This window comes from Streptomyces sp. NBC_01471, assembly GCF_041438865.1.
In the GTDB taxonomy this organism is placed as follows: domain Bacteria; phylum Actinomycetota; class Actinomycetes; order Streptomycetales; family Streptomycetaceae; genus Streptomyces.
In genome coordinates this window covers 3131656-3155174 of the sequence record NZ_CP109450.1, presented here as the reverse complement: position 1 = coordinate 3155174, position 23519 = coordinate 3131656, and the positions used below count along the sequence as shown (strand labels likewise).

Annotated in this window: 21 protein-coding genes; 6 read left to right on the top strand and 15 right to left on the bottom strand. The window is 67.5% G+C overall.

Annotated elements, in window-relative coordinates; genetic code table 11:
- Positions 1 to 344 precede the first annotated feature (344 nt).
- The 11 genes from OG285_RS13675 to OG285_RS13625 all read right to left on the bottom strand — a co-directional run bounded on the left by OG285_RS13675 (position 345) and on the right by OG285_RS13625 (position 11886).
- Complete coding sequence (locus OG285_RS13675) at positions 345 to 758, bottom strand: Imm50 family immunity protein (RefSeq protein ID WP_371791083.1); 414 nt, start codon at positions 756 to 758, stop codon at positions 345 to 347.
- Positions 751 to 1248 carry an Imm50 family immunity protein gene (locus tag OG285_RS13670; protein ID WP_371791082.1) on the bottom strand — a complete coding sequence of 166 codons (498 nt, stop codon included), beginning with the start codon at positions 1246 to 1248 and terminating at the stop codon, positions 751 to 753. The genes OG285_RS13675 and OG285_RS13670 overlap by 8 nt, the downstream gene beginning before the upstream one ends.
- The gene (locus OG285_RS13665) at positions 1235 to 5578 is read right to left on the bottom strand and encodes a DUF6531 domain-containing protein (protein ID WP_371791081.1); all 4344 of its coding nucleotides are present in this window, start codon (positions 5576 to 5578) and stop codon (positions 1235 to 1237) included. The genes OG285_RS13670 and OG285_RS13665 overlap by 14 nt, the downstream gene beginning before the upstream one ends.
- A 5-nt stretch (positions 5579 to 5583) precedes the next feature.
- Positions 5584 to 5865 (bottom strand): hypothetical protein, encoded by a 282-nt coding sequence (locus tag OG285_RS13660; RefSeq protein WP_371791080.1) that lies wholly within the window; start codon positions 5863 to 5865, stop codon positions 5584 to 5586.
- A 159-nt stretch (positions 5866 to 6024) separates the two neighbouring features.
- A complete protein-coding gene (locus OG285_RS13655; RefSeq protein WP_371793525.1) occupies positions 6025 to 7098 on the bottom strand; it encodes a hypothetical protein in 1074 nt (357 codons plus the stop codon).
- A gap of 5 nt (positions 7099 to 7103) precedes the next feature.
- Positions 7104 to 7760 (bottom strand): hypothetical protein, encoded by a 657-nt coding sequence (locus OG285_RS13650; RefSeq protein WP_371791079.1) that lies wholly within the window; start codon positions 7758 to 7760, stop codon positions 7104 to 7106.
- Positions 7761 to 8012: 252 nt separating this feature from the next.
- Positions 8013 to 8618 (bottom strand): hypothetical protein, encoded by a 606-nt coding sequence (locus OG285_RS13645; protein WP_371791078.1) that lies wholly within the window; start codon positions 8616 to 8618, stop codon positions 8013 to 8015.
- Entirely contained in the window at positions 8618 to 9268 is a 651-nt protein-coding gene (locus OG285_RS13640; RefSeq protein ID WP_371791077.1) for a hypothetical protein, read from the bottom strand. The genes OG285_RS13645 and OG285_RS13640 overlap by 1 nt, the downstream gene beginning before the upstream one ends.
- The gene (locus tag OG285_RS13635; RefSeq protein WP_371791076.1) at positions 9265 to 10086 is read right to left on the bottom strand and encodes a hypothetical protein; all 822 of its coding nucleotides are present in this window, start codon (positions 10084 to 10086) and stop codon (positions 9265 to 9267) included. The genes OG285_RS13640 and OG285_RS13635 overlap by 4 nt, the downstream gene beginning before the upstream one ends.
- A 76-nt stretch (positions 10087 to 10162) precedes the next feature.
- Positions 10163 to 11575: a hypothetical protein gene (locus tag OG285_RS13630; RefSeq protein WP_371791075.1), complete on the bottom strand. Its 1413-nt coding sequence runs from the start codon at positions 11573 to 11575 to the stop codon at positions 10163 to 10165.
- Positions 11572 to 11886 carry a hypothetical protein gene (locus OG285_RS13625; RefSeq protein ID WP_356829022.1) on the bottom strand — a complete coding sequence of 105 codons (315 nt, stop codon included), beginning with the start codon at positions 11884 to 11886 and terminating at the stop codon, positions 11572 to 11574. Before OG285_RS13625 ends, OG285_RS13630 begins: the two co-directional genes overlap by 4 nt.
- A 276-nt stretch (positions 11887 to 12162) precedes the next feature.
- Here OG285_RS13625 and galE point away from each other — a divergent pair, with 276 nt between their 5' ends.
- Together galE and OG285_RS13615 are read left to right on the top strand one after the other, a co-directional pair.
- Complete coding sequence (galE, locus tag OG285_RS13620) at positions 12163 to 13167, top strand: UDP-glucose 4-epimerase GalE (RefSeq protein ID WP_371791074.1); 1005 nt, start codon at positions 12163 to 12165, stop codon at positions 13165 to 13167.
- A gap of 83 nt (positions 13168 to 13250) precedes the next feature.
- Complete coding sequence (locus OG285_RS13615) at positions 13251 to 14138, top strand: aldo/keto reductase (protein ID WP_371791073.1); 888 nt, start codon at positions 13251 to 13253, stop codon at positions 14136 to 14138.
- A 12-nt stretch (positions 14139 to 14150) separates the two neighbouring features.
- Here the strand turns inward: OG285_RS13615 and OG285_RS13610 are convergent, their stop codons facing one another.
- From OG285_RS13610 to OG285_RS13600, 3 genes are all read right to left on the bottom strand, one after another.
- Entirely contained in the window at positions 14151 to 14606 is a 456-nt protein-coding gene (locus OG285_RS13610; RefSeq protein ID WP_371791072.1) for a VOC family protein, read from the bottom strand.
- 393 nt (positions 14607 to 14999) lie between these two features.
- Entirely contained in the window at positions 15000 to 16064 is a 1065-nt protein-coding gene (locus OG285_RS13605) for a hypothetical protein (protein WP_371793524.1), read from the bottom strand.
- A gap of 2 nt (positions 16065 to 16066) precedes the next feature.
- Complete coding sequence (locus OG285_RS13600; protein WP_371791071.1) at positions 16067 to 16702, bottom strand: hypothetical protein; 636 nt, start codon at positions 16700 to 16702, stop codon at positions 16067 to 16069.
- Positions 16703 to 17210: 508 nt separating this feature from the next.
- Here OG285_RS13600 and OG285_RS13595 point away from each other — a divergent pair.
- The 4 genes from OG285_RS13595 to OG285_RS13580 all read left to right on the top strand — a co-directional run bounded on the left by OG285_RS13595 (position 17211) and on the right by OG285_RS13580 (position 22917).
- The gene (locus OG285_RS13595) at positions 17211 to 20159 is read left to right on the top strand and encodes a BTAD domain-containing putative transcriptional regulator (protein WP_371791070.1); all 2949 of its coding nucleotides are present in this window, start codon (positions 17211 to 17213) and stop codon (positions 20157 to 20159) included.
- Positions 20160 to 20309: 150 nt separating this feature from the next.
- The gene (gene mqnC, locus OG285_RS13590; RefSeq protein ID WP_356829012.1) at positions 20310 to 21524 is read left to right on the top strand and encodes a cyclic dehypoxanthinyl futalosine synthase; all 1215 of its coding nucleotides are present in this window, start codon (positions 20310 to 20312) and stop codon (positions 21522 to 21524) included.
- A gap of 7 nt (positions 21525 to 21531) precedes the next feature.
- The gene (locus tag OG285_RS13585) at positions 21532 to 22062 is read left to right on the top strand and encodes a hypothetical protein (protein ID WP_371791069.1); all 531 of its coding nucleotides are present in this window, start codon (positions 21532 to 21534) and stop codon (positions 22060 to 22062) included.
- A 156-nt stretch (positions 22063 to 22218) separates the two neighbouring features.
- Positions 22219 to 22917 (top strand): demethylmenaquinone methyltransferase, encoded by a 699-nt coding sequence (locus OG285_RS13580; RefSeq protein ID WP_356829009.1) that lies wholly within the window; start codon positions 22219 to 22221, stop codon positions 22915 to 22917.
- 60 nt (positions 22918 to 22977) lie between these two features.
- Here OG285_RS13580 and OG285_RS13575 read toward each other — a convergent pair whose 3' ends face one another.
- Entirely contained in the window at positions 22978 to 23502 is a 525-nt protein-coding gene (locus OG285_RS13575) for a GNAT family N-acetyltransferase (RefSeq protein ID WP_356829007.1), read from the bottom strand.
- Between the last annotated feature and the right edge of the window lie 17 nt (positions 23503 to 23519).

Here is a 23519-nt window from a genome sequence, read left to right as displayed (position 1 = left end):
ATGATGCAGATTCAAGGTCTCTGATTCCGAAGCGAAAAGAATCAGGATATCCGGCACCAACTCGCAGGCGATAGCTCCACTTCGCGCGCGGGGGAAGCGGCCCGGGCTCGCACGCTCGTACTGGAGATGCTCACTCAGGGAGAGCAACGTGATGCCTGGTCGCCCTACCCATGTCAGCGAGGGGCCGCCAGTCTCCTTCGAACGTGCAACTTTTACCACCTTGCATTTCCATCAGGTTCATGTGCTCCTCTCTGGAATTTGCAGGCCGACATCCAAGCGCAACGCCTTGAATCCGCGACTGGTGGTCCCAGATTGATCGGCTTTCACTCGTGCCAGGGTCGCGGTCACGGGTAAGAATCCGACGCCGTCAATTGGGCGGTGGAATGAGTCACCGAAGCTGATTTCGCCCGGAAAGAAAGGCTACTGCCGTCGCTGGCGACTTGCACCCTCAATTCGTCCTCACTGTCCCGGGAAATACCAACATTCTTCTGCCCCGGGCTCTCCCAGCCGTTGACGTGAAGCTGCGAGGTGCCAGTGAAGGAGATGAAGAATCTGATTGAATTGAACGGCTTCTCCTTCCATTTCTGGCGGGGGTGTGCCGGAAGTTCACTTGTATCGAAACCGAATGTGATGCTTGTGTCGCGTTCATCGATATGGACATAGAAGAGATCGCATCTGTCCAGTGCGGGTGGTTGGTCATAGAGGTCAAGGACCTTGCGGGGGTCGGACAGGAAAGTGGGCCAGGTGGCGTTATCCATAGAAGCTCGCTTCATGGGTTGCGGGTGTTGAAGTGTACATTCGGGCGTCGATTCCTCGTGTGTAGTGATGGCGCCCGCTGTCGGTCCCGTCACTGTTGATTTTGAACGCGCTGAAGTGGTCGGCGAGGATGTCGCGGCTGCTCTTGAATGAGAGGTGGAGATTCTCACCCGTCACTTCGACCTGAATCCTGTAGTCCGGCTGGGTTGTGATTTCGATTGTGCAGACTTCCGGAGGTGTCCAGTTATTCAAGGAGATTTTCTCGACGGCCTGAAAGGAGAGTTGGCATTGCAGGGTTTCGAATTCATCCCCCTGGAAGTCGAGTGATGGGTTAGAAAGAGGGAATGATGGGAGGTCGACTCTCAGAGTGAGGGAAGGCCCGATGTAGGTCAGATTGATGGATCGAAGTCGAAGTTCTTCAAGCGGTGGTACTGAATCTGCGAAGAGTGAATCCAGGACTCCGCGATTCCTGACAAAATCAACCCAGGTCATAGTAGTAATGCTCCTCGCATCCGGGGATCTGGCCATTACGGTCATTGTCGTATGGCCTGACGTGTACGTGCGCCGGCTGGTGTCCCGGAGTCCCCGGTTCCTGGTGCCCAAACCAATGGTCCTGGAATACGACGACATCGCCTGACGGTGTCTCATACCACTCCGTCGTGTAGAAAATGGGTTTACCGTCCGGCCCCAGCAACCGCTTACTCCCTTGCCAGGCAGGTGTGGTGGCTTCGGTCCACTCGTTCACGTCAAATGGTTTGGTTCCTTCCGGAATTCCGGCATCTCGCAGAGCCTTGGATTTGGCTTCAGTGAAGCATGGCGCTAATCCGAGGGGGTCCGACCATACGTGAGGGTTCCGTACATATGCAGTGGGGTTCGGTGCAGGGGTGAGGCCAAGTGGATCGACCGACAGGTAGCGAGCGGTCTCAGGGTCGTAGTGGCGAAAGTAGTTGTAATGGAGTCCGGTTTCGGGGTCGTAGTATTGACCGGGAAATCGGAGCGGAGTGTAGGCCCTGGCGTCAGTGTTCCAGCTGGTGGCGCCCCAGAGGGTGGTCCTTGTGTGCCAGGCTGTATTGCCTTCTTCGTCTATGAGTTCGCTCGGGGCGCCGACGAGGTCAGTGACAATCGCGAAGAAGCGTTCGTCGACCTCCTCCTGGCAGGCCGATGTGATGCGTTCGGTCTGGGCGAGCGGCTTAAAATTATTGTGGTCCCAGGTCATCGTGACATGGGTCGACAGCTCCGCGATCGATGTTGTCTGTTCGCAGAGGGTTGAGCCGTCCCACGTGAAGTCGACCTGCTCGACGACAGTTTCGGTGTCTGCGGCCATGCGTTGCTTGGCGATACGGCGCCCCAGGGGGTCGTATAGGTAGCGCCAGACCGTACCGTCCGGGGTGACCACCGATACCAGGCGGTCTTCGGCGTCCCAGGTATAGCGCCAGGTGTCAGGCTTGCGCGACAAGCGCGTTTTCTGGCGCAGCACGATGCGGCCCTGCGCGTCGTGCTCGTATCGCACATTGCCCGCCCGGGCGATACGTGTGCCCGCGTATTCGCGCTCGCCTGTGGCATCGGCGCCGGAGGAGGTGGCAGGCCAGGACGCCGAGATCTGGTTGCCCACCTCGTCGTAGGCGTATTTTTCTGTCCAGTTGGTCGCGTGGACCGCAGTGACGCGTCCGTTGATATCGAGATCGAACCGACGGGTTCCCGACCGGAGGTCTTCGATACTGGTCGGGTAGCCGTCTGCGCGATAGGTGAAGCTGCGCAGGAGGGTGTCTCGGCCCGCGCTTGTCACCCGTTGGTTGGTGAGACGGCCCAGTTCGTCGAACGAGTGAGACAGCGTGAGCGCCGCGCCGAGATCGCGGGAGATTTCCTGTCCTGCGGCGTCGTAGGAAAAAGTGAGGCTATGCCCTGAGGCTGTCAGTCCTGCACGTCGGCCAGCCGCATCGTAAATCCACTCGCTGATCGCACCGCTCGGCGTTGTGCGGTGTGTCCGGCGGCCCAGGGCGTCGTACTTGAGGGACAGTGTCCTGCCATTGACTGTCTCACTCTCAAGGCGTCCCTGGGGTCCGCGCGTGAAGGAGGCGGTGACGCCGGGGCCGACTGCCAGGACGAGAGCATCCGAGCAGTTGTACTCGAATGTGGTGACGGCACCTGCGACGTCCTTGAGCGTGGTCTGTCCGAGAGGGTTCCGCTCGTAGCGGATGGCCTCACCAACACCGTTGGTGCGGTGGCTCAGCTGTCCTGCCGCGTCGCTGCGGTAGGAGAGTGTGCGGCCGTCGAAGTCCGTCTCGGACGCGATACGGCCGACCGCGTCGTAACGGTATTCCCACGTCAGGGACTGCGGGTTGGTGACCTTAGTAAGTCGGAGTTCCGTGTCGTGACTGAATTCCTGACGCACACCGTCGGGACCAGTGCGGGCGGCGAGCAGGTCGAAGTGCGTGTACTCGAAACGTGAAACCTCCCCTTTTGCTCCGGTGTGGCTGGTGCAGTTGCCCTCACCGTCGTAGGTCCAGGTCTCCGTGGAGCCGTCGCCGCCTGTGTGTCGGAGGGGCTTGCCTTCGAGTGTCCACTCCAGACGCGTCGTATGGCCGAGGGGGTTTGTGAGGACGGTGGGGCGGCCGAAGGAATCTCGCTCATACCGGGTAGCCGCGTTGAGAGGATCGATGATTTCAACAGGGAGTCCGGCTCGGTCCGAGCGTATGCGGGTGGTGTGGCCGAGCGCGTCTGTGATCGACGTGAGGTGGCCTGCACTGTTATGGGTGTAGCGCGTGGTGGCTCCGGTCGGCTCCGTGATCGCTGTGGGATTGCCAGAGTCGTCGTACTCATGGACCCAGGAGGCGCCGTCGGGTGAGGTGACCGTCGTGGGCCGGCCAAAGACGTTGTAGCCGGTGGTCGCCGTTCGTCCATCCGGGCGGATGACCGATGCCGTACGCCCTTGTTCGTCGTAGGTGTACCGGGTGGTGCGTCCGAGTGGGTCGGTGATGGCGGTGAGGCGGTGGTCGGTGTCCCATTGTTGGTGGGTGGTGTGGCCGAGTGGGTTGGTTTCTTGGATGAGGCGGTAGGCGTTGTTGTGTTGGTAGTGGCTGGTGTGGCCGAGGGAGTTGGTGACGGTGGTGGTGTGGGTGGTGTCGTTGTAGCTGAGGGTGCCGGAGAGGTAGCCGCTGGTGCCGTGGGTGCGGACGACCCGGCCGTGCTGGTCGTAGGTGTAGGCGTAGGTGGTGTTGTTGCGGTCGGTCCAGGAGGTGATGCGGCCGTCGGTGTCGTAGGTGAACCGCAGGGGGAGGCCGGAGGAGTTGGTGACGTCGGTGAGGTGGCCTTCGTCGTTGTAGCCGTAGGAGAGCAGGAGGGTGGCGGGGGCATCGGGGTGTTTGGGGTCGGCCAGGCGTAGGGCGGTGATGCGGGGTTGGGTGGGGTGGTGGTCGAGGGCGATGCGGTAGCCCCCGGTGTGGCTGACCTCGACTGGGGTGCCGTTGTCGGTGTAGTGGAGGGTGATGCGCTGGTTGTTGCGGTCGACAATGGCCTGCAAAGGCAGGTCGATGGCTTGGTTGTCGTCGGTGGGCTGGGGGGTGTGGAAGATGTGGGCGAGCCCGGTGTCGGGGTCGGTGATGCGCAGTCCGCCGTCGGTTTCGGTGTCCCAGGTCAGGGCGAGGCGTGACCCGGTTTCCGGGTGGACGGGTGTGTTGGTCTCGGGGTCGGGGCGGGGGTAGATGAGGCGGGCCCCGTCGGGAGCGGTGTAGACGACGCCCTCCTCGTCGACCTGAATACGCTGGTCGAGAGTGGAGGCCCAGGAAGGCCCGAACCAGCCGCCCCACCGGTAGGACGAGATATGCGTTCGCTCCAGGACGAGAGGGAGCGTGCCCGGGAGGGTGACGTCGGTCTGCGGCAGGAGCATGTCGCCGGTGGCGACATCGATCGGGTCGAGTTTGCATTCCTTGAACATCCCGCGGATCGAGGCGGGAAGCTTCTCCCACTCCGAAGGCCGGAGCTTGAGCCGGGACAACCCTGACCCGTTGAGGTTCAGAGCCTTCGCGAGGTCGGCCATCTCACCCGGCTTCAGGGCTTTGAGGCCCTTCCCGAGGGCTTTGCCGAGGAAGCCGAGACCGACCCCGGCGACAGCGCCCTCGGTGAGGAGTTTCGCGAGTTTCCCGGGGTCTTTGAATGCGCCGGGGTCTTCGAGCGCGGTGGTGAAGGCGGTGAACTTCATGCCCTCACCGGCGAGTTTCCCGACCTTCGCGACGGTCTTGATGTCCTTCAGCGCCTTCAGCGCCCGCTCGACGTTACGGACGGCCTCCATCACCGTGCGCACGGTGGCGCCCAGTGCGCTGCCTTCCTCCTCGATCCGCGTGACCAACGCGATGACCTTCAGCGCACGCTCACCCGCCACGAGGGTGGAGGCGACCTCGGACATCCCCGCCGTCAGTACGGACAGGGCCAGGCCGGCTATCTCGAACTCGGCGATCTCCGCGACCATCACCCCGATCTGGGTGATCAACTCATGCGCCTCATCGGCGAACTTGTCGAGCGCCGTCGCACCACCACGCAGGGAATGCGCCATATCCGTGGCGTGCTTGCGCATCGTCCGCGCCCGTTTGGAGAACGCCTTCGCGGTCTCGCCCTCCCACGTCACACCCGACATGGCCACTTCAGCACCCTGAGCGGCATCCTCCAGACCCTTGGCCAGAGACCGCCAGTGCTTCGCGATCTCCCGGACCCCATCAGGATCGACCGCCGGATCAGTGATCCCCAGAAACTCCAGACCACTGGCCATCGTGTCCCCGAAGGCATGGTTGGCCTTACTGATCCAGTGCAGCGGATTCAGATCCACCACCGCGCTCAGCCCTTCTTCGCACGCGCAGCGGCACTCAGCAGCACATCGAGGAGATCAAACGCATCCGACACCTCACCCAGGAGCTTTGCCTCCTGACCCCACTCCTCATTCAACGACGCCGTCAGACCCGACAGGGTATGCATCCCCTCCCGGATATCACCCGTCGCCTTCAGCAAAGACCCCAACGCCCCCAACGCCGACAGATCATGCGACGCCGCCGTGAAATCCTGCAACGGCTTCTCCGTGTGATGCCGCGCCCCACGCAGCCCCGACGCCGCCTTCGCCATCGACACAGCATCCTTCGCCAAATCCGACACAGCACCCCACCCCCGTTTACAACCGCGTACATGCCAACAGTAAAACGATACGCTGATGAACTTTCGCGTAGGTACGGCTTACGCCAAGGGCCTGGCGAGTCTGGTGGGGCGAGGTCGCGGTGAGGGCTGTCAGCGGTTGATCGTCTGGATTTCCTGGACGTTCATGTCCTGGGTGGTCTGAAAGGTTCCGTCGGGCAGGTCGCCACCTGCGCCGCCGGTGCCGTTCCAGGTGATCTTCCAGGTGATGGATGCCTTGAGCTGGTACGGGTTTCCGTCGGTTGCGTGGAGGTAGTTGATGCCGCAGGGCGGGTTCTGGCTGGCGTCGCCCGCCTTGTACGGCGTGCCGATAGAGCCGTCCTTGTTGAAGTCGCAGGTGCCGGAGGCGGGGAAGGTGTCGGCGTCGTCGGTGCCCGGGTCGAGGTGGAGGCTCACGGGTTTTGCGGTCGTCTCGGCCCAGAGTCCGGTGTTGGGGAGTTCGGCGCGGACGACGACGTCCTTGAACGTGCCCTTGTCGAGCCAGACCCAGGTGGGCAGGTTCACGGTGGACTTGGTCTGCGGCTTCAGCTCGATCTTGGTCTCGGGGACCTTGACCTTGTTGTAGGCGTACTCGGCGAGCATCTTCGGCGTGGGCGCGTGTGGAATCTTCGGGACCTGACCGGCCGGCTGCCAGAACATGATGCGGCCGCACTGCCAGGAGTCGGGATCCGATGCGTCCGGCGCTACGCTCCGCCAGAAGTAGCCCTTTTTCCCTTGGTTGTAGTTCTTATAGCCTGGCGCGGAGGTCCACGCGTCGTCCATGTTGTCTTCGGGCTTCCCGTCCCGGTAATGATCTGTCCAGAGGCCGGTTCCGAACCAGGACTGATGGATGCCGACGTCTCCGTCGCCACCCGAGGATTTCACGAAGTTCTTGAGACCCTCAGGTGTGAATACAGGTTCGTACCAGCAGGCCGGAGGCTTCCAGTTCGGGTCGATGGTGGAGAGGTTGCCGTTCTTGCCACTGCCGCCGCCTCCCTGTTTGTACGTGATCCGGATCTGGGAGTGAGTGGCTGAGGCCTCCACAGCTCCGTTTCCTGCACCCCCATGCGAGCTGTCGGCGGGCGGAGTCGTGGTCTCCCCCGGGGTGTCGGTAGCGTGAGCGACGCCGACGGAGCACACGAGCCAGATCGCGGCACCCGCAAGGGAGGCCCGCCGTATGGTCGTGATGGACCTCATCCTTGGCATTCCTTCACCCGCCCCTGTACCTCGATCTGCTGGGTCTTCCACACATTGGAGCCGGCCTTGGACGGGGCCATCAGAAGGCTGTACTTCTGATAACTGTCCGGGCTCTCACCTACGTAATTGATCTTTCCTGTCTTCACGGACTTGCTGTACGACTTGGTCTGGTTGCGGCAGAACGTGACGAGCACGGACTTCGACTTACCGATCGAATCAGCCTGGGCGTCGAAGTACCGGTCCGTTCCGGTGGGTGTCCAGCCGCCCTTCATCCATGCCTGGATCTGCGACTTCGCATAGCGAGCGGCGACCGGGCCGGAATAGAACTGGTAAGCAGGGTCGTTCGGGTTCTGCTTGACGATGCCGTGCTTCAGGGCGCGGATGTAGTTTTCGGCATCGTCCACCGCCGCTGCCTTTGCCGCGTCGGCCGGCTTGTCGAAGGTGAAGTTCAGGTGGAGGTCCGACGGCACGCTGACATCCGGCCTGCCGTTCGCCGTCGAGGAGGACGCCGAAGCGGACGGGCTCTTGGTCCCCTCGTCCGCTCCCTTGATCTTGTCCTTGGAAGCGTCGTCGCTGCTGCCTCCACATGCGGTCAGTAGCAGGGCCGCACTGACGGCGAGTGCGGCGGCGATGGTCGGAGTGCGGCGGGCCACGAGTGTTCTCCCCCGGTTGTTCGGCAGCAGGCCTGCAGTCCGGACTGCAAACATGCAGGGCATTCGAAGCTACCAGCCGCATGTAAAGGGCAGCAGAGGACCGTCGGGGGATTCCGTGCCATGTGCGCCAGGTGTGACCTGGTCGTGATAAATCAGTCGCGACCGCGCATGTTGCGCGTGTCCCGGGCGGCCGTGTGCACGGTGATGCGGTGGTGGATCCAGGAGCCGGTGCCTGCGGCCGTGCGTGCGGGTTCAGTGTGCCGACGCGGAGGCCACGGTGACCGTCTGCGCGAGGCTGTCCGTCAGCGTGCACAGGGCGTCGGTGTGCGCGAGGGCCCGCCACGAAGTGAGCAGCACGAGGCCCCACTTCTCGTCCGGGCAGATGCCGTAGGCGCAGGTCTCCATGACGGTGCCCGTCCCGTCCCGGTCGGCGTCCTGGACGTACGCGTGCCGCACCCGGACCGCGGGCCCGGCGGGGAGTGCCCGCAGCTCGGCCTCGGGTGGCCGGAGCGAGATGTCCGTCGGAGCAGCCAGGTAGCGGTGGAGCAGATCGACGGTCACCGTGGGGTACGTCTCGTCGGCGACCAGCGCCGACAACTCGATGCGGGCCAGCTCCCCCAACTGCGGCGTGGGGACGTACGAGAGCGCGGTGACCGGCCCGCGACCGCGCGAGTCCAGGGCAGCCGCACGCAGTTCGGCGGCGAGCGCCTCGATCAGTCGTCCGTCGCCTTCGGGGCCCACGCGCAGCCGGGCTGCGTCAGCGGCCCATGCGTCCAGGTCGACCAGTTCGCGTACCGGAAGGGAGACGGCGTCGTCCGGCGCCTGCATGCGTACCGTGGACGCGGAGTACTCGGGCATCAGGCCATCCATTGCAGAGTGCGGGCGATCGAGTCGAAGAGTGTCACCAGCGCGTCCGCCAGCGGCTCCATCGACGTCGGAACCGGGGTGGAGAACGAGAGCAGCAGGCGCTGCTCGCTGTTCGGCACGGCGAGGTAGAGGTCCAGGTGGGTGAGGGGCAGCGTGTTGCCGTCCGGGTCGTCGGCCACGGGGTGTTGACGGTGGAGATGGCGCACGGCCGGCCCCGCGGGCAGGTCGGCCATGGTGACGTCGGCGCCGCGGGCCCCCAGGGACAGGGCGATGTCGGACAGGCCTCCGGCCGCCGTGCCCGGCGGCGGCCGCAGGACGGTGACGACCAGGCCGGCGGACACCGGCACCTGGCCGATGATCTGGTTGACGACGTACATCTCCACGCCGCCGTTCGCGTGCGCGGCCTCGGCCTGCTCCCGGAGCCGGTCCGCGAGCGCGGCCTTCAACTGCGGGGTGGCCTTCGTCCGGCGCAGCCCGCGGTTGACCAGCTTGTCGATGCGGTGGGTCCAGCGGTCGGGGTCGAGGACGATGCGTTCCCAGCCTTCGGGGACGGCTATGCGGTAGTCGGACGGGGGTGTGGTGGCCGTGCGGACCGTGTCGGATGTGCTGCCTGATCCGGGAGATGTGGGAGATGTGGTCACGTCGTCGTTCCCCTCGCTCGATCGCCGCTGTTCCGCCGTGGCCGCGCCCGGCCGATGACGGCGGCGCCGGCCGGGGCCAGCAGCAGTACAGCAGCGGCTCCCAGGGACACAGCGGTTTCGGCGGTGTCGCCGATGTCGGACTTCGAGCCGAGGAAGGGGAGGTAGTGGCCGGACGGGTCGACCACGGCAGTGCTTTTGGCGCCTACCCGGTCAGCGCAGTCCTCCCTGTTGTGGAACACCTGGTGTACGGAACCGTCCCGCAACCTGACTCGGCAGTGGGTCTGGCGAGTCCCGTGGGCCCACTGGTGGCTCGGGGCGGTGATGGTGGCCGTCTGCTCCACTCCGCGCAGCTGCAGATACCACTCCTGGCTGGTGTGGGAGGCGACGAAGATCAGGACGAAGTACGCCGCCACTGTGAGCCACCGCAGGACCAGGCCCCCGTGCGACACCCGGGTCCCGAGTGCCGCGAAGATGACGCCCACTCCGCAGAGGACCCCCACCAGCAGGGAGAGGCCGCTGCCGAGCACGAGGGTGGACAGCTCGCACACGACGCATCCGGCGACGGCAGCGAGGAGCAGCCGCATCCACGGCCACACAGCGGTCCGCCGGGCCGGCCCCTCGTCGTCACCGGGACGTCGTGGATCAGCCCCGGCGGTGAACTCGGACAGGACGCCGCGCACTCTCCGCATGCCGCCCTCGCCATCGGCGATACGGCGCAGTTCCGGCAGCCCCATGCCGATCTCTTCCAGCGTCCGCCGCCCGTCCTCCGGCAGCTCCGCGAACAGATCGTCGACGGTCCGCTCGTCCTCACTCGCCACGTTGTCCTTGCTTCCTTGCTTCCTGGCTTTCCTTGCTTCTGTGATCCTGCTCTGCGGTGTTCCGCAGCCGGCCGGGTCAGCCGTCGTCCCCGGGCGTGCTCCAGCGCCAGTTGTAGAACGGTATGCCGCCGGCCCCCAGCCCCGGGATCTCCTTCACCCTGCCCAGACCGTCCGGCCCGGTGAGCCACGACTCCCCGTCGCTGACCGGTGCCAGGTTCGACCAGCCGGCCGCTAGCGGCAGCGTCTGACTGCCGATGAAAAGGCCCTTGCCGTAACCCGCCATGCTCTTGAACGAGGAGCCCGCGATCTGCGCGAGCTTGGGGGCGCCCTCGGTGACCAGGCTTTCCTCGCCGGGCAGCTTCCCCGCGGCGATCCTGATGTCGTTGACGTAGGCCTTGGCGTTCAGGGACTCCTTGACCACGGAACGCATCCGCGGCAGGAGTTCGGCGGGCCCCTCGGCGAGCGCCTTGCCGATCTGGCCGGGTTTGACCCCGTTGAGTGCTTCGCCGAGTCCACGGGCAGCCGCTGGATTCAGCCCGATGTCCCGTGCCAGCTGCACGTCCTTGACGGCGGCAGACCCCCGTGCGGCCACGGATGCCTCCTTCGCCGCGGTGCCGAGCAGCCGGCCGGCGCCGAACGACAGCACGCCGATCGCGTCGATGGCGACGTCCAGCCAGGTGCCCTTGCCGTCGAGGGCCGACACGGTGTCGCAGACCAGGGCGACCACCGATGCGATCAGAGCCAGCGCCGCGAGAACCTCACCGAGTACCGGCACCCAGCTCAGCACGAGGGCCAGCACACCGAGGAGGGCCGCTGCCACCCCCGCCCAGTGCCCGATCTTCGCGATCCAGTCCTCCACGCTGTCCCACCAGTGGTGCTTGGGGTCCTTCAGCCCGTCGTGGTCGACGGCGTCGTGGATGGCCGACTTGGCGTAACCGGCCTGGGTGTCCCGGTAGGACAGCGCGTGCCGGAGGTCCGTCTTGGCGCCCTCCAGGTCCGAGTCGGCCGACTCCTTCTGTTTGTGCAGCTTCTGCTTGTCGGGATGGCCGTCGTGGCCGGGATGGTGGTCGATCTGCTTCTGGCAGTGGCTGCCGGCCGCGTCGGCGGACTTGGCCTTCCCGAGTGCCGTACGGACCAGCGTCTGCGCGTGGTTGAGGGCGGTGGCCCAGTTCTCCCGTACCTCGTCGGAGGCGGGTTCGGGGCCCACCGAGGAGCCGAGGGCCCCGGCGGCGGCCGCGTAGCGCTGGTGCGACGTGGTGAGCAGTCCGACGGTTTCCGCGGTCTTCTTCGTGAACTCACGCCCGGCGTCGGAGTCCCAGCCGTTGCCGTCGACCAGGTTGTGCAGCTTGGTGGCCTGGTCCTGGATCAGGGCGGCCGTGTCGGAGATGCGCTTGCCGAGCCGGGCCACCTCGTAGGGGTCGCCCGGGGTGAATTCCTTGTCGTCGTAGCGGGCCGTCTGCCAGTCGACGCCTGAGAAGTCGTCGCTCACTTGCCCTCGCCGCTCTTCTTCGGCTCGGACTTCAGCAGGGCCTGGGCGAGGTGCTGGTCGAGGCCGTCGTATGCCGTGGCCGCCGAGCCGGCGGTCTTGCCGAGGAACTCCAGGCCGTCGCAGAGCTGCTTGCGCTTCTTCTTCCAGTCGTCCGCGAAGTCGTCGAGGGCGTCCGCCACGTCACCCGATCCCATCTCCGCGTCGTAGGAGTCGACCAGGTCCTTGGCGCCCTCGAAGTGCGATTTCAGCTTTGCGACCGACCGGCTGATTTCCCGCAGTTCCGATGTGGACACCGCTATGTGATCCGCCACTCCGACCCCCGTATTCGTGCTCCCGACAAGCCGTCCCCTCTGCCTCGTCCGGCGCATTCGCCCAGGAGCGGCCACGCATAATGTCCTCCATCGGTTTTCGCGCCAGCAACCAACGGAAAGCAAAGGCGCCATCCAGGGGGCAACGAGCAGTCGGCGGGCCTCTTCGGCCCACCAGCTCCGGGGGCCGCCGCTGTCCGGCCGCCGCCGTGGCTGCCGGACCGGCAGACGAGGGCCGGGGACCGGCGGCCGGGGCGGGCCTGAGGGAGAATCCTGCGCATGACCAAGATTCTGATCACCGGCGGCGCCGGATTCATCGGCAGTACCGTCGCTTCCGCCCTCATCGATCAGGGGATCACCCCGGTCATCCTCGACGATCTCTCCAAGGGGCGGAGAGAGTTCGTCCGCGACCGTGTTTTCTACCCGGGCGACATCGCCGACCAGGCGCTGCTGGACCAGGTGTTCGCCGAGCACCCCGACATCGACGCGACGCTGCACTGCGCGGCCAGGATCGTGGTGCCCGAGTCCGTCGACCGGCCGCTGCACTACTACCGGGAGAACGTCGCCAAGACCGTCGACCTCCTGGAGTCCCTCCAGCGCAACGGGTGCGAGCGCGTCGTCTTCAGCAGCTCCGCCTCCATCTACGCGCCCACCGCCGACGCCCGCGCGGACGAGACCTGCCCGGTGGCCGCCGCGAGTCCCTACGCCCGTACCAAGCAGATGATGGAGCAGGTGCTCCAGGACTGGACCGTGGCGGCTCCGGTCCGCGTGATCGCACTGCGCTACTTCAACCCGATCGGGGCCGACCCCCAGCTGCGTACGGGGTTGCAGGACCTGAATCCGACCCACGCGCTGGGCAAGCTCATCGAGGCGTACACCGAGGGAACTCCGTTCACCATCACCGGAGTGGACTGGGCGACCCGCGACGGCAGCGGCATCCGTGACTACATCCATGTCTGGGATCTCGCCCGTGCGCACGTCGCGGCGCTCACGCGTTTCGACGAGGTCGTCAAGCCGGCGGCCGACGACCGGTACCGGGTCATCAACGTCGGCACGGGACAGGGCACCACCGTGCGTGAACTCGTCACGGCCTTCGAGGAGGTCGTGGGCGCGACCCTCGACGTCCGCGAGGCGGACCGGCGCCCCGGGGACGTGATCGGCTGCTACACCGCGGGCGACCGCGCGGGCGAACTCCTCGGCTGGAGCGCCCGGAAGAGCACGGCGGAAGGCGTACGCGACTCTCTGGCCTGGCGCGAGAAGTGGGCTGCTCAGCTGGCCGGTTGATGAAGGATGAAGTCTGTGCAGTGGCGGGATCCGGTATCGGGGATCGACGGGCGACCCGGGAGAGCAGAGACGTGAGAAACACCGTGACGAAAGCCGACGCATCGGACGCCGGTACCTGGATACTCGGCGACCGGAGTGTGAACCGGATCGGTCTGGGAGCGATGCGCCTGACCGGCAGCGCCGCGTTCGACCTCGGCGAACCCGGCGACCGTGACACGTCGGTCAAGGTGCTCCGCCGCGCCGTCGAGCTCGGCGTCAATCACATCGACACGGCTTCGTTCTACTTCTCACGGCTCCGTTCGGCCAACGAGCTGATCAACACGGCCCTGGCCCCGTACCCGGAGGACCTGGTCATCGTCACCAAGGTCGGCCCCGGCCGGGACCCCTCGGGCGAGTGGTACGAGGCCACGCCCGGGCAGTTGCGCGGCCAGGTGGAGGAGAACCTGCGTCAGCTGGGCCGGGACCACCTCGACGTGGTGAACCTGCGCCGGATGTCCGAGGACTCGGTCTCCGAGCACTTCGGTGCTCTCGCCGAACTCCGTGATGCCGGGCTGATCCGGCACCTGGGCGTATCCAACGTCACCGCGAAGCACCTGGCAGAGGCGCAGGCCATCGCGCCGGTGGTCTGTGTCCAGAACCGGTTCAGCCTCGACGTCCGGAGGAACAGCGAACTGCTGCGGCAGTGCGGTGAGCAGGGCGTCGCGTTTGTGCCCTTCTTCGCGATCGCCGGAGAGGGAAGGGACGAGGGCGCGGCGGCCGACGGCCGCGAGAGCGCGCCCGTACGCGAGGTCGCCGAGGCCCACGGCGCGTCCCCGGCCCAGGTCCGTCTGGCGTGGACGCTGCACCAGGGACGGCACGTCCTGGCGATCCCGGGGACCGGCAACCCCGCACACCTGGAGGAGAACGTGGCGGCCGGGACGCTTCGCCTCACCACCGAGGACATGGACCTTCTCGGCGCCACCGACAGCTGAAACACCCGGAGGTCACCCGCCGGGCGCTTCGTCGATGGCGGGCATCGGCCCGCCGTCCGGCTGCCACCGGCTGAGGAAACCGGCCTGCCGGCCGGCGTCGACGAGTTCGATGCGCGCGCCGATGCTGTCCATGCGGTGACAGGCGAACGGCCTGCCGTGGGGGCAGCCGGAGAACTCCAGGGGCATTCCCTCCCTCTCCAGGCGTGCGGAGCCCTGCTGGATGTCGCTCGTCCAGAAGCCGATGTGATCGGACCTGGCTCCCGCCGACGCGTCCCACGGGCTGCCTCGGGGTCCCTCGATCAGCTCGATGAACGGCGGGCCGCCCGTGGTGAAGGCAATCCGGTAGTCCCACTCACCCAGTCGCTCGGAGGCCGGGGCACACCGCTCGACACCGGCCGAGCGACGGAAGTCCGCCATGGCCCGCTCGATGTCCGGGACGGCGAAGCACACGTGGTAGTAGGCAGTCATGCACCCATCATCGGACGGGCTGCCAGAGATGCCCCAGCCGGACGGAAGCGGAGTCAGGCCGCTTGCGGCGTGGTGCGCGACTGACGCTGCTGCTCGACCGGTCGGTGAACGGTCTTGCCGGACGCGTGGCCGCGGCAGGTGGCCGGGGTACTTCAGCCGCAGCTGTGGATACCGGGTACGACAGGGGATGGGCCGTGGCAGGGGGAGGCGGCGCCCGGGATCGGTCCAGGCTGTCCTGCGGTAGGGGTGTTGCGTCCCACAGGGCTGTCGGACGTCGAGGCGATCGCGGAGCTGCGGGTGACGGTAAGGCGCCCGGTCCTGGAGTGCTTGGCCGATTCGATGAGCGTCGTGTCCGGCGACGACTGCGGGACTCCTCCGCGCATTGCGTTGGCGTCAGCGGTTGATGGCCTGGATCTCCTGGACGTTCATGTCCTGGGTGGTCTCGAAGGTGCCGTTGGGCAGATCGTGGTGCACGCCGTCATGGTCCGACCCTTCCCAGGTGATTTTCCAGGTGATCGACGCCTTGAGCTGAAACGGCTCACCGTTCGTGGCGCGGAGGTAATTGATGCCGCAGGGTGGCGTCTTGGTCGCATCGCCCTTGGCGTAAGGGGTGCCGATGCTGCCGTCCGCCTTGAATGAGCAGTCGCCGGACGACGGGTATGTCTCGGCGTCCTCGGTTCCTGGATCCAGGTGCAGGCTCACCGGCTTCGCGGTGGTTTCCGCCCAGAGACCGGTATGCGGCAGCTCTGCACGAACCTTCACCTCCTGGAATGAGGCCCTGTCGAGCCACACCCAGGTGGGGAGGTTGACGGTCGACTTGGTCGCAGGTTTCAGCTCGACCTCGGTGTCCGGGACCTTGACCTGGTTGTACGCGTAATCCGCCAGCATTTTTGGTGTCGGCGCATGAGGGATCTTCGGCACGGTGTTTGCGTCCTGCCAGAACATGATCCGGCCGCAGTCCCATGAGTCCTCATCGTGTACGTCGGGTGCGACGCTGCGCCAGAAGTAGCCCTTCTGGCCGATGTTGTAGTTCTTGTACCCGGGGGCAGTGGACCATGCACCGTCGAAGTTCTTGTCCGAAATGCCCTTTTCGTAATGATCCACGAAGACCCCGTTAGACCAGAACTCATGGATCCCGACGTCACTGACCTGGTTTTTCTTAACTGCCTGCTTGAGCTGCTCGGGTGTGAAGAGAGGTTCGTACCAGCAGGCTGGGGGCTTCCAGTTGGCATCGATGGGTGCGAGATTCCCCTTCTTGCCGCCCCCGCCTCCGCTCACATGAATGATCTTGATCTGAGAATCTGACACCGAGGCGTTCACGGAGTGGTTACCAGTGTCACCGCTGGGTTTGCCTTCGTGTCCAGGTTCTCCCAGCGCGTATGCGGACGTCGGATTCAGGGCGGCCGTCACCACGAGGGGAACGACCAGGCGCCGCAGGGGCTGGCGCGGCGAGTGCATGATCAGCACCCGCCGGCTTCCGACTCCACCGTGGTGGTCTGCCAGATGCCCTCCGCGGTCTTCCCTAGCCCGGTGCTGTACCGCACCTTGGGAGATTCACCCTTGGGAGTGCCTGACAGTTTTCCCGTCTTGAGGTTCTTGCTGTAGCCCTTGCCCTCGTCCACGCAGTAGAAGAGCGTCGCCGTCTTCTTGCCCTTGAGGTGTACTTCCGGGTTGTAAGCAGTGACTTTGCCGGTGATGGTCAGGCCCTTGTATCCCTTGACCCATTCCGAGCCGGTCGCGAGCGCGGCTTGCGTGCTGTAAAAGGCCAGATAGTCGGCCTTCGGGTTGCTGTCACCGATGGCCGCGTAGGTGGCCCGGAGGCGCTCCTTGCCGTCGTTCAGGACGGATTGAAGCTCGGGGTCGCTGTTGGTCCAGCCCTCGAAGTCGGCCTGAAAGCCTTTCGGGAGTTTGATCGCCGGGCGCTGGACGCCGGGAGCCGCCGGGGAGGATGCCGAGGCGGAAGGGCCCGTCGGCCCCTTGTCCGCGCCCTTGATCTTGTCCTTGGACGCGTCGTCACTGCCGCCGCCGCAAGCGGTCAGCAGCAGTGCCGCACTGACGGTGAGTGCGGCGGCGATGGTCGAGGTGTGGCGGGCCACGTGTGTTCTCCCCCGGTATTCGGCAGTCGGACGGTCGGATCGTCCTGTGCGTATGCAATCGGCAACGAAGTTACCAGCCGGGTGTAAAAGGGTGGTGGGTGGCGACCGGTGGATCCCGTGCTCTGTGGGGGAGTTGTGATCCAGTCGTGAGGGACGCGTCAGTGGCGAGCGGTCCCGCTCTCCGAGCGCCCCGTGACACGTGCGATACGGAGATGGCTGACGGGTGCCCGGTGTGCGGCTGGACGCGTCTGGAACCGGGGCTGGCGACTCCGGATTCCCGCACCACATTTCCCTTCGGTCCATGGGTGCTGCAATCGCGAGGTCCCCCTCCGCTCAATTGGGGCAAGCGTCAACAGGCGCGTCATATCGGGCTCGTTGTGCCTCTCGGAGTCTGTCTGTCTTTCGAAACCGTCCGTACCATCTCGGTAGGCTCAGTCCACCCCCCGACGGCCGATCCCGATAACCCCCGACGATCCCGAACCCGCTCCCTCCCCACAGGAAACCCGCCATGGCGCGCAATACTCCCGGCTCGACGGGCCCGACCAACCGGACGCCTCAGCCTCTGCCCCGGCAACGGACCGCGGGTGACTTCGCCAAGGCGTTCTTCGCGTTTCTCGCGCTCGCGGGGTTGCTGCTCGCGGTGCCGCTCGCCCTGTCCACGCAGGGCTGGCCGCTGCCGCACAGCATGCCGTCCTTCGACATGGTGCAGCAGCAGATCACCGTCGACACGTTCGTGAACATCCTGGTCTGCGTCGTCTGGCTGGCCTGGGCGCAGTTCGCCGCGTGCGTCCTGGTGGAGATCAAGGCGGCCGTCTCCGGCGTCGGAATGCCCTCGCACATTCCCGGTGCGGGGCCGAGCCAGATGCTGGCCCGGCAGCTCATCGCCGCGCTGCTCCTGGTCAGCGCCACCGCCGCGAGCTTCGCGCCCGGCATCGCGCAGTTCGGGCAGTCGCTCGAGTCGACGCACAAGCCGACGGTCGCGGCCGCGCAGCAGGCCCCGGGGATCGGCTCCGCGCAGCAGGCGCGGGCCGCCGTGGCCTCGCAGGCCGACGCGCAGTCCCAGGCCGAGCAGGTGCACGCGAAGACCGGGGCCGAGGGCGCGACGAAGTTCTACCGGATCAGCCCGCCCGAGGGCCGCCACCACGACTCGCTGTGGGAGATAGCCCAGCGCCACCTGGGCGACGGCCGCAGGTACAAGGAGATCTACCAGCTCAACAAGGACCGGATGCAGCCGGACGGTACGAAGCTGTCCGAGGCGAGTCTGATCCGGCCCGGCTGGATCATGGAGATGCCGGCCGACGCCCACGGCGGCGAGGTCGTGGAGATGCCCGACCAGGCGCCGAACGTCTCCGAGCAGGTGCGCCACCAGATCGACGAGTACGCCAAGTCCGGGAACCACCAGGAGCAGCCCGCCCAGCAGCACCAGGGCGGCAGCCGCGGTGACAACCCGACGGCGCAGATCTCCGTACCGGAGCAGCGCCTTCCGAACGCGCCGGCCACCGGCTCCGGCTCCGGGGCCGGATCGGGCGCGGTCGCCGAGGCGCCGTCGCAGAGCACCGACTCCGGTCTCGGTCTGTCGGCGGCCCTCATCGGTGCCCCGCTGCTCGCCGCCGGTGTGCTCGGCGCGCTGGGCCGCCGCCGCCGGATGGCGCTGTGGCAATCGGCGATGACCGCGGTGGCCGGCCGGCGCGGTATGGAACCGCCGGTCCCGACCGGCGACGAAGCCGACGCGCACGACGCGCTGCTGGTCGGTGCCGACCCCGACGCCGTCCGCTTCCTCGACCTGGCGCTGCGCGGGCTCTCCTCCTCGCTCGGCCAGGAGAACCGCCCGCTGCCCGTCGTGTACGCGGCCTGGCTCACCGGCGACGATCTGCACCTCCAGCTCGCCCAGCCGTCGGGGACGCCGCCGGCGCCGTGGGAGCAGGGCCAGGACCAGACGTTCTGGCGGCTGGAGCGGTCGGCGGTCGCGGCGTACGAGGGGATCGACCCGGAGGCCGCGGCCGCCCCGTACCCGGGACTCGTCAGCCTCGGCACCCGCGACGACGCGCGGCTGCTGCTGAACCTGGAGGCCGTGCCCGGTCTGGTCGCACTCACCGGGGCCGACCCCGACCGGGCCGCCGTCCTCTCGTCCGTCGCCGCCGAACTGGCCACCAACGGCTGGTCGGACCGGATGACCGTCACGGTCGTCGGATTCGGCGCGGAGCTCAGCCCGCTGGCCCCGACGCGGCTGCGCCACCTCGGCTCCGTCGACGAGCTCATCGAGACGCTCGGCGCGGAGATCGGGCAGCGCCGCAGCGCGCTCGGCACGGCCGGTCACGACTCGGTCCTCACCGGACGGACCGGCCCGGCCCAGCAGACCCGCTGGGCGCCGCACCTGGTCCTCGTCGCGGACGAACCCACCGCCGACGAGGCCACCGCGCTCGCCGAACTGACCTCGGACTCGGGGCGGCTGGGCATCGGCTGTCTGATCGGTGCCGGTTCGTCGGTACAACTGCCCGGCGCCACCTGGGACTTGGAGATCACCGCAGAGGGCAGGCTGCTCGCACCGCTGCTCGGTCTCGAACTCGATGCCCAGCTGCTGCCGCAGGCGCAGCACGAGGCCGTCGTCCGGCTCTTCGCCGACGCCGCCCCGGAGGGCGACGGCCCCGAACCGGCCCGCCCGTTCCTGGTCGACATCACCGAGCAGGGCCGTCCCGCGGTGTACGCGCGGCTGGTCGGCCCGTACGAGATCATCGGCCTCGACACCCCGGACAGCGAACGCAGCGCCCTGCTGCACGAAGCGCTCGCGCTGCTCCTGCTGCACCGTGAGGGCGTCCACCCGCGGGTCCTCGCCTCGGCGATGTGGCCGCGCGGAGTCACGCCGGAGGTGTGCGACGCGCTCATCGAGCGGCTGCGGCTGTGGCTCGGCACGGACGAGGACGGCTCGGCCCGGCTCCGTACGGACAGCACCGGGCGGCTCACGCTCGCTCCGTCCGTGGTCTCCGACCTGGACGTGCTCCGTTCGCTCCACCACGAGGCGACCGAGGGCCGGGGCGCGCGGCGCGCCTCGGTGCGGGAGCGGCTCCTCACGGACGCGCTCGGGCTGGTACGGGGGCCGCTCCTGGCCGACCGTACGGAGGGCCGCTACACCTGGCTGACCCACGAGATCATCGACACACAGCTGCCGCTGCTCGTGGCCGATGTGGCGCTGGCCCTGTCGGCGCACCACCTGGAGCAGGAACAGCCGGAGAAGGCCATCGCCGCGCTGCGGGCGGCGGTCTCCGGGTCCTCGGCGGACGAGCGCCTGTGGAACGAGATGCTGCGCGCGACCCACGCGACGGGCGACGAGGCGCGGCTGCGGGAGCTCGCGTCGGACCTGGCCGTGCGGGGCGGTGACCGGGGGCTGCCGCCGCGCACGGAGGCGCTGCTGGACGAGCTGCTTCCGGGATGGCGCGGGGGAGTTGCGGCGGCGGGGTGACCGTACGCGGGGCGGCCGGTGCCGGTCTCGGACGGTGGACGGCCGGGAATCCCCGCTGAAAAAAGCAGACAAAGGGGGCGCAATCTTTCGCGTCGCCCCCTGGCGTAGGCTGGATCGGTCGTCTGTAGCCCCTTGGGAAGGACCCGCCCGGTGACCGAGAACGCCGACCTTACGTCTGTAAATGTCGCAGCCGTCCTCGACCGTGCCGCCGAAGGCGGGCGCATCACTCCCGAGGAAGCGGTCGTCCTGTACCGCGACGCCCCGCTGCACGCCCTGGGCGCGGCGGCCGACGCCGTGCGCCGTCGCCGGTATGCCGGGACCGAGCACATCGCCACGTACATCATCGAGCGCAACATCAACTACACGAACCTCTGCGTCACGGCGTGCAAGTTCTGTGCCTTCTACGCGGCCCCGAAGGACACCGAGAAGGGCTGGACCCGCGACCTCGACGACATCCTGCGCCGCTGCGCGGAGACCATCGAGCTCGGTGGCACACAGATCATGTTCCAGGGCGGGCACCACCCGGACTTCGGCGTGGAGTACTACGAGGAGCACTTCTCGGCCATCAAGAAGGCGTACCCGGAGCTGGTCATCCACTCCCTCGGCGCCTCCGAGGTCGAGCACATGGCGCGGATCTCCAAGGTGTCGGTCGAAGAGGCCGTCTCGCGGATCCACGCGGCCGGGCTCGACTCCTTCGCCGGTGCGGGCGCCGAGCTGCTGCCCGCGCGGCCGCGCACGGCCATCGCGCCGCTCAAGGAGTCCGGCGAGCGCTGGCTGGAGATCATGGAGACGGCGCACGGTCTCGGCGTCGAGTCCACGTCCACCATGCTCATGGGCACCGGCGAGACCAACGCCGAGCGCATCGAGCACCTGCGGATGATCCGCGACGTACAGGACCGGACCGGCGGCTTCCGTGCCTTCATCCCGTACACGTACCAGCCCGAGAACAACCACCTGAAGGGCCGGACGCAGGCCACCCTCTTCGAGTACCTGCGCATGATCGCCATCGCCCGGCTCTTCCTCGACAACGTCGCCCACATCCAGGGCTCCTGGCTGACGACCGGCAAGGAGGTCGGCCAGCTGTCGCTGCACTACGGCGCCGACGACCTCGGCTCGATCATGCTGGAGGAGAACGTGGTCTCGTCGGCCGGTGCCAAGCACCGGTCGAACCGGATGGAGATCATCGACCTCATCCGCAAGGCCGGCCGCGTTCCCGCGCAGCGCGCGACGACGTACGAGCACCTCGTCGTGCACGACGACCCGGCGAACGACCCGGTCGACGACCGTGTCGTCTCGCACCTCTCGTCCACGGCGATCGAGGGCGGCACGGCCCACCCCGAGCTGAAGCTCCTCGACGCCAACTGAGGCCCCGTTGCTGACCCTTCACCGGGCGCGCGCCGACGCGGTCGTCATCGACGGCGACCGCATCGCGGCGCTCGGTCCGTACGACGAACTGGACACGGCGTACGGGGACCGGGCCCGGCTGCGCAGCTGGGACGGGGTCCTCACCCCGGGCCGCCACGAGCCGGACGCGCCCGCACTCCTGGAAGCGGCCTACTGGCCCGACCCGCGCGAGGACCTCGGCTCCGACCCGCTGACCGGCCGGGCCCTGGCCGCGCTCGGGATGACCGAGGTCCGCTGGGGCGCGAGCGCCCGGCGCGGACTGCAACGGCTGCTGGCGGCGGGGACGACTTCGGTCGCCGGACCGTTCACCCGGGAGACCGTCCGCACGGCCGTCGAGCGGTCGGGCCTCCGGGTGTTCCCGGGGGGCGTCGAGGACGCCACGCTCCTGGTGCCCGGCCCGCTGGCTGTCTCCGGGCGGGCCGACTTCGCGGTGTACGACGACGACGGCGCCTGTCTGGTGACGTGCGTCGCGGGCCGGATGGTGCACCGGGCGCGCTGATGGCCGCCGGACCACGGAAGACGCGGGCAGCGCAGCGGGAGTTGACGCTCCACGGGTACCCCCGGGACCCACCCCGTCCGCCCCCTCCCGGCCCCGTGCCACGCGGGCCGCGACCCTGTGGCCGGGCTCCCGTGGGCCGCACGACACAATGGTCGGGTGACCCGAGCATCCCTGGACAAGCAGCCGCACGAAGTCGCCTCGATGTTCGACGACGTGGCGGCGAACTACGACCTCACCAACGACGTGCTCTCCCTCGGGCAGGCACGTCTGTGGCGCAAGGAGGTGGCCAGGGCAGTCGGCGCCCGCCCCGCGCAGAAGGTCCTCGACCTGGCCGCCGGGACGGCGACGTCCTCGCTGCCGTTCGCGCAGACCGGTGCGTACGTCGTGCCCTGCGACTTCTCGATCGGCATGCTCCAGGTCGGCAAGGAACGCCATCCGCACCTCCCGCTGACGGCGGGTGACGCGACGAAACTGCCCTTCCGCGACGGGGTCTTCGACGCCGTGACGATCTCCTTCGGGCTGCGCAACGTCCAGGAGACGGATGCCGCGCTGCGGGAGCTGTACCGGGTCACCAAGCCCGGCGGCCGGGTGGTGATCTGCGAGTTCTCGCAGCCCACCTGGGCCCCGTTCCGCACCGTCTACACCGAGTACCTGATGCGGGCGCTGCCCCCGGTGGCGACCGCAGTCTCGTCCAACCCGGACGCGTACGTCTATCTCGCCGAGTCGATCCGCGCCTGGCCGGACCAGCCCGCGCTCGCCGCCCGCCTCCAGCAGGCCGGCTGGTCGGACGTCGCCTGGCGGAATCTGACCGGCGGCATCGTGGCGCTGCACCGGGGCTTCAAGCGGACCGACTGAGCCAGGGGAGGGGGCCGGTGCAGGGGGAGGCGGCCCCGCTGCACCGGCCGGCCCGCCTTCTCAGCCGGCCCCGACCGGCAGATCCAGCCGGAAGCAGTGCCCCTTCCGCGTCGACACCGGTGTCACGAATGTCTCGTGCATCTCCATCCCGAGCCGCCGCGTCACCGCGATCGACCGCTGGTTCTCCGCGTCGACCATCGCGAACACCTCACCGACACCGGCCGCCCCTACCCGCTCCAGCGTCATACGGGCGGCCGTCGTCACATAGCCGTGGCCCCAGTACTTCCGCCCGAGCCGCCAGCCGATCTCGATCCGGCCGACCGGCCCGAACGTCTCGTGCGGCCAGGGCTGCGCACCGGTGAACCCCATCACCTCGCCGTCCCCGTCGAGCATCGTCCAGAGGCAGAATCCGCGCTCGGCGTCATGTCTGCGCTGCCGCGCGGTCAACTCCTCGTACACCGACACCTCCTTCGACGCACCCCCGTGGAATTCCATGACGTCCGGGTCGTCGAACACCCGGTGCCAGGCGAAGGCGTCCTCCTCGGTGGGGACACGCAGCCGGACGACCGGCGCAGGCTTGTTCACTTCGTTCCAACCCTTCA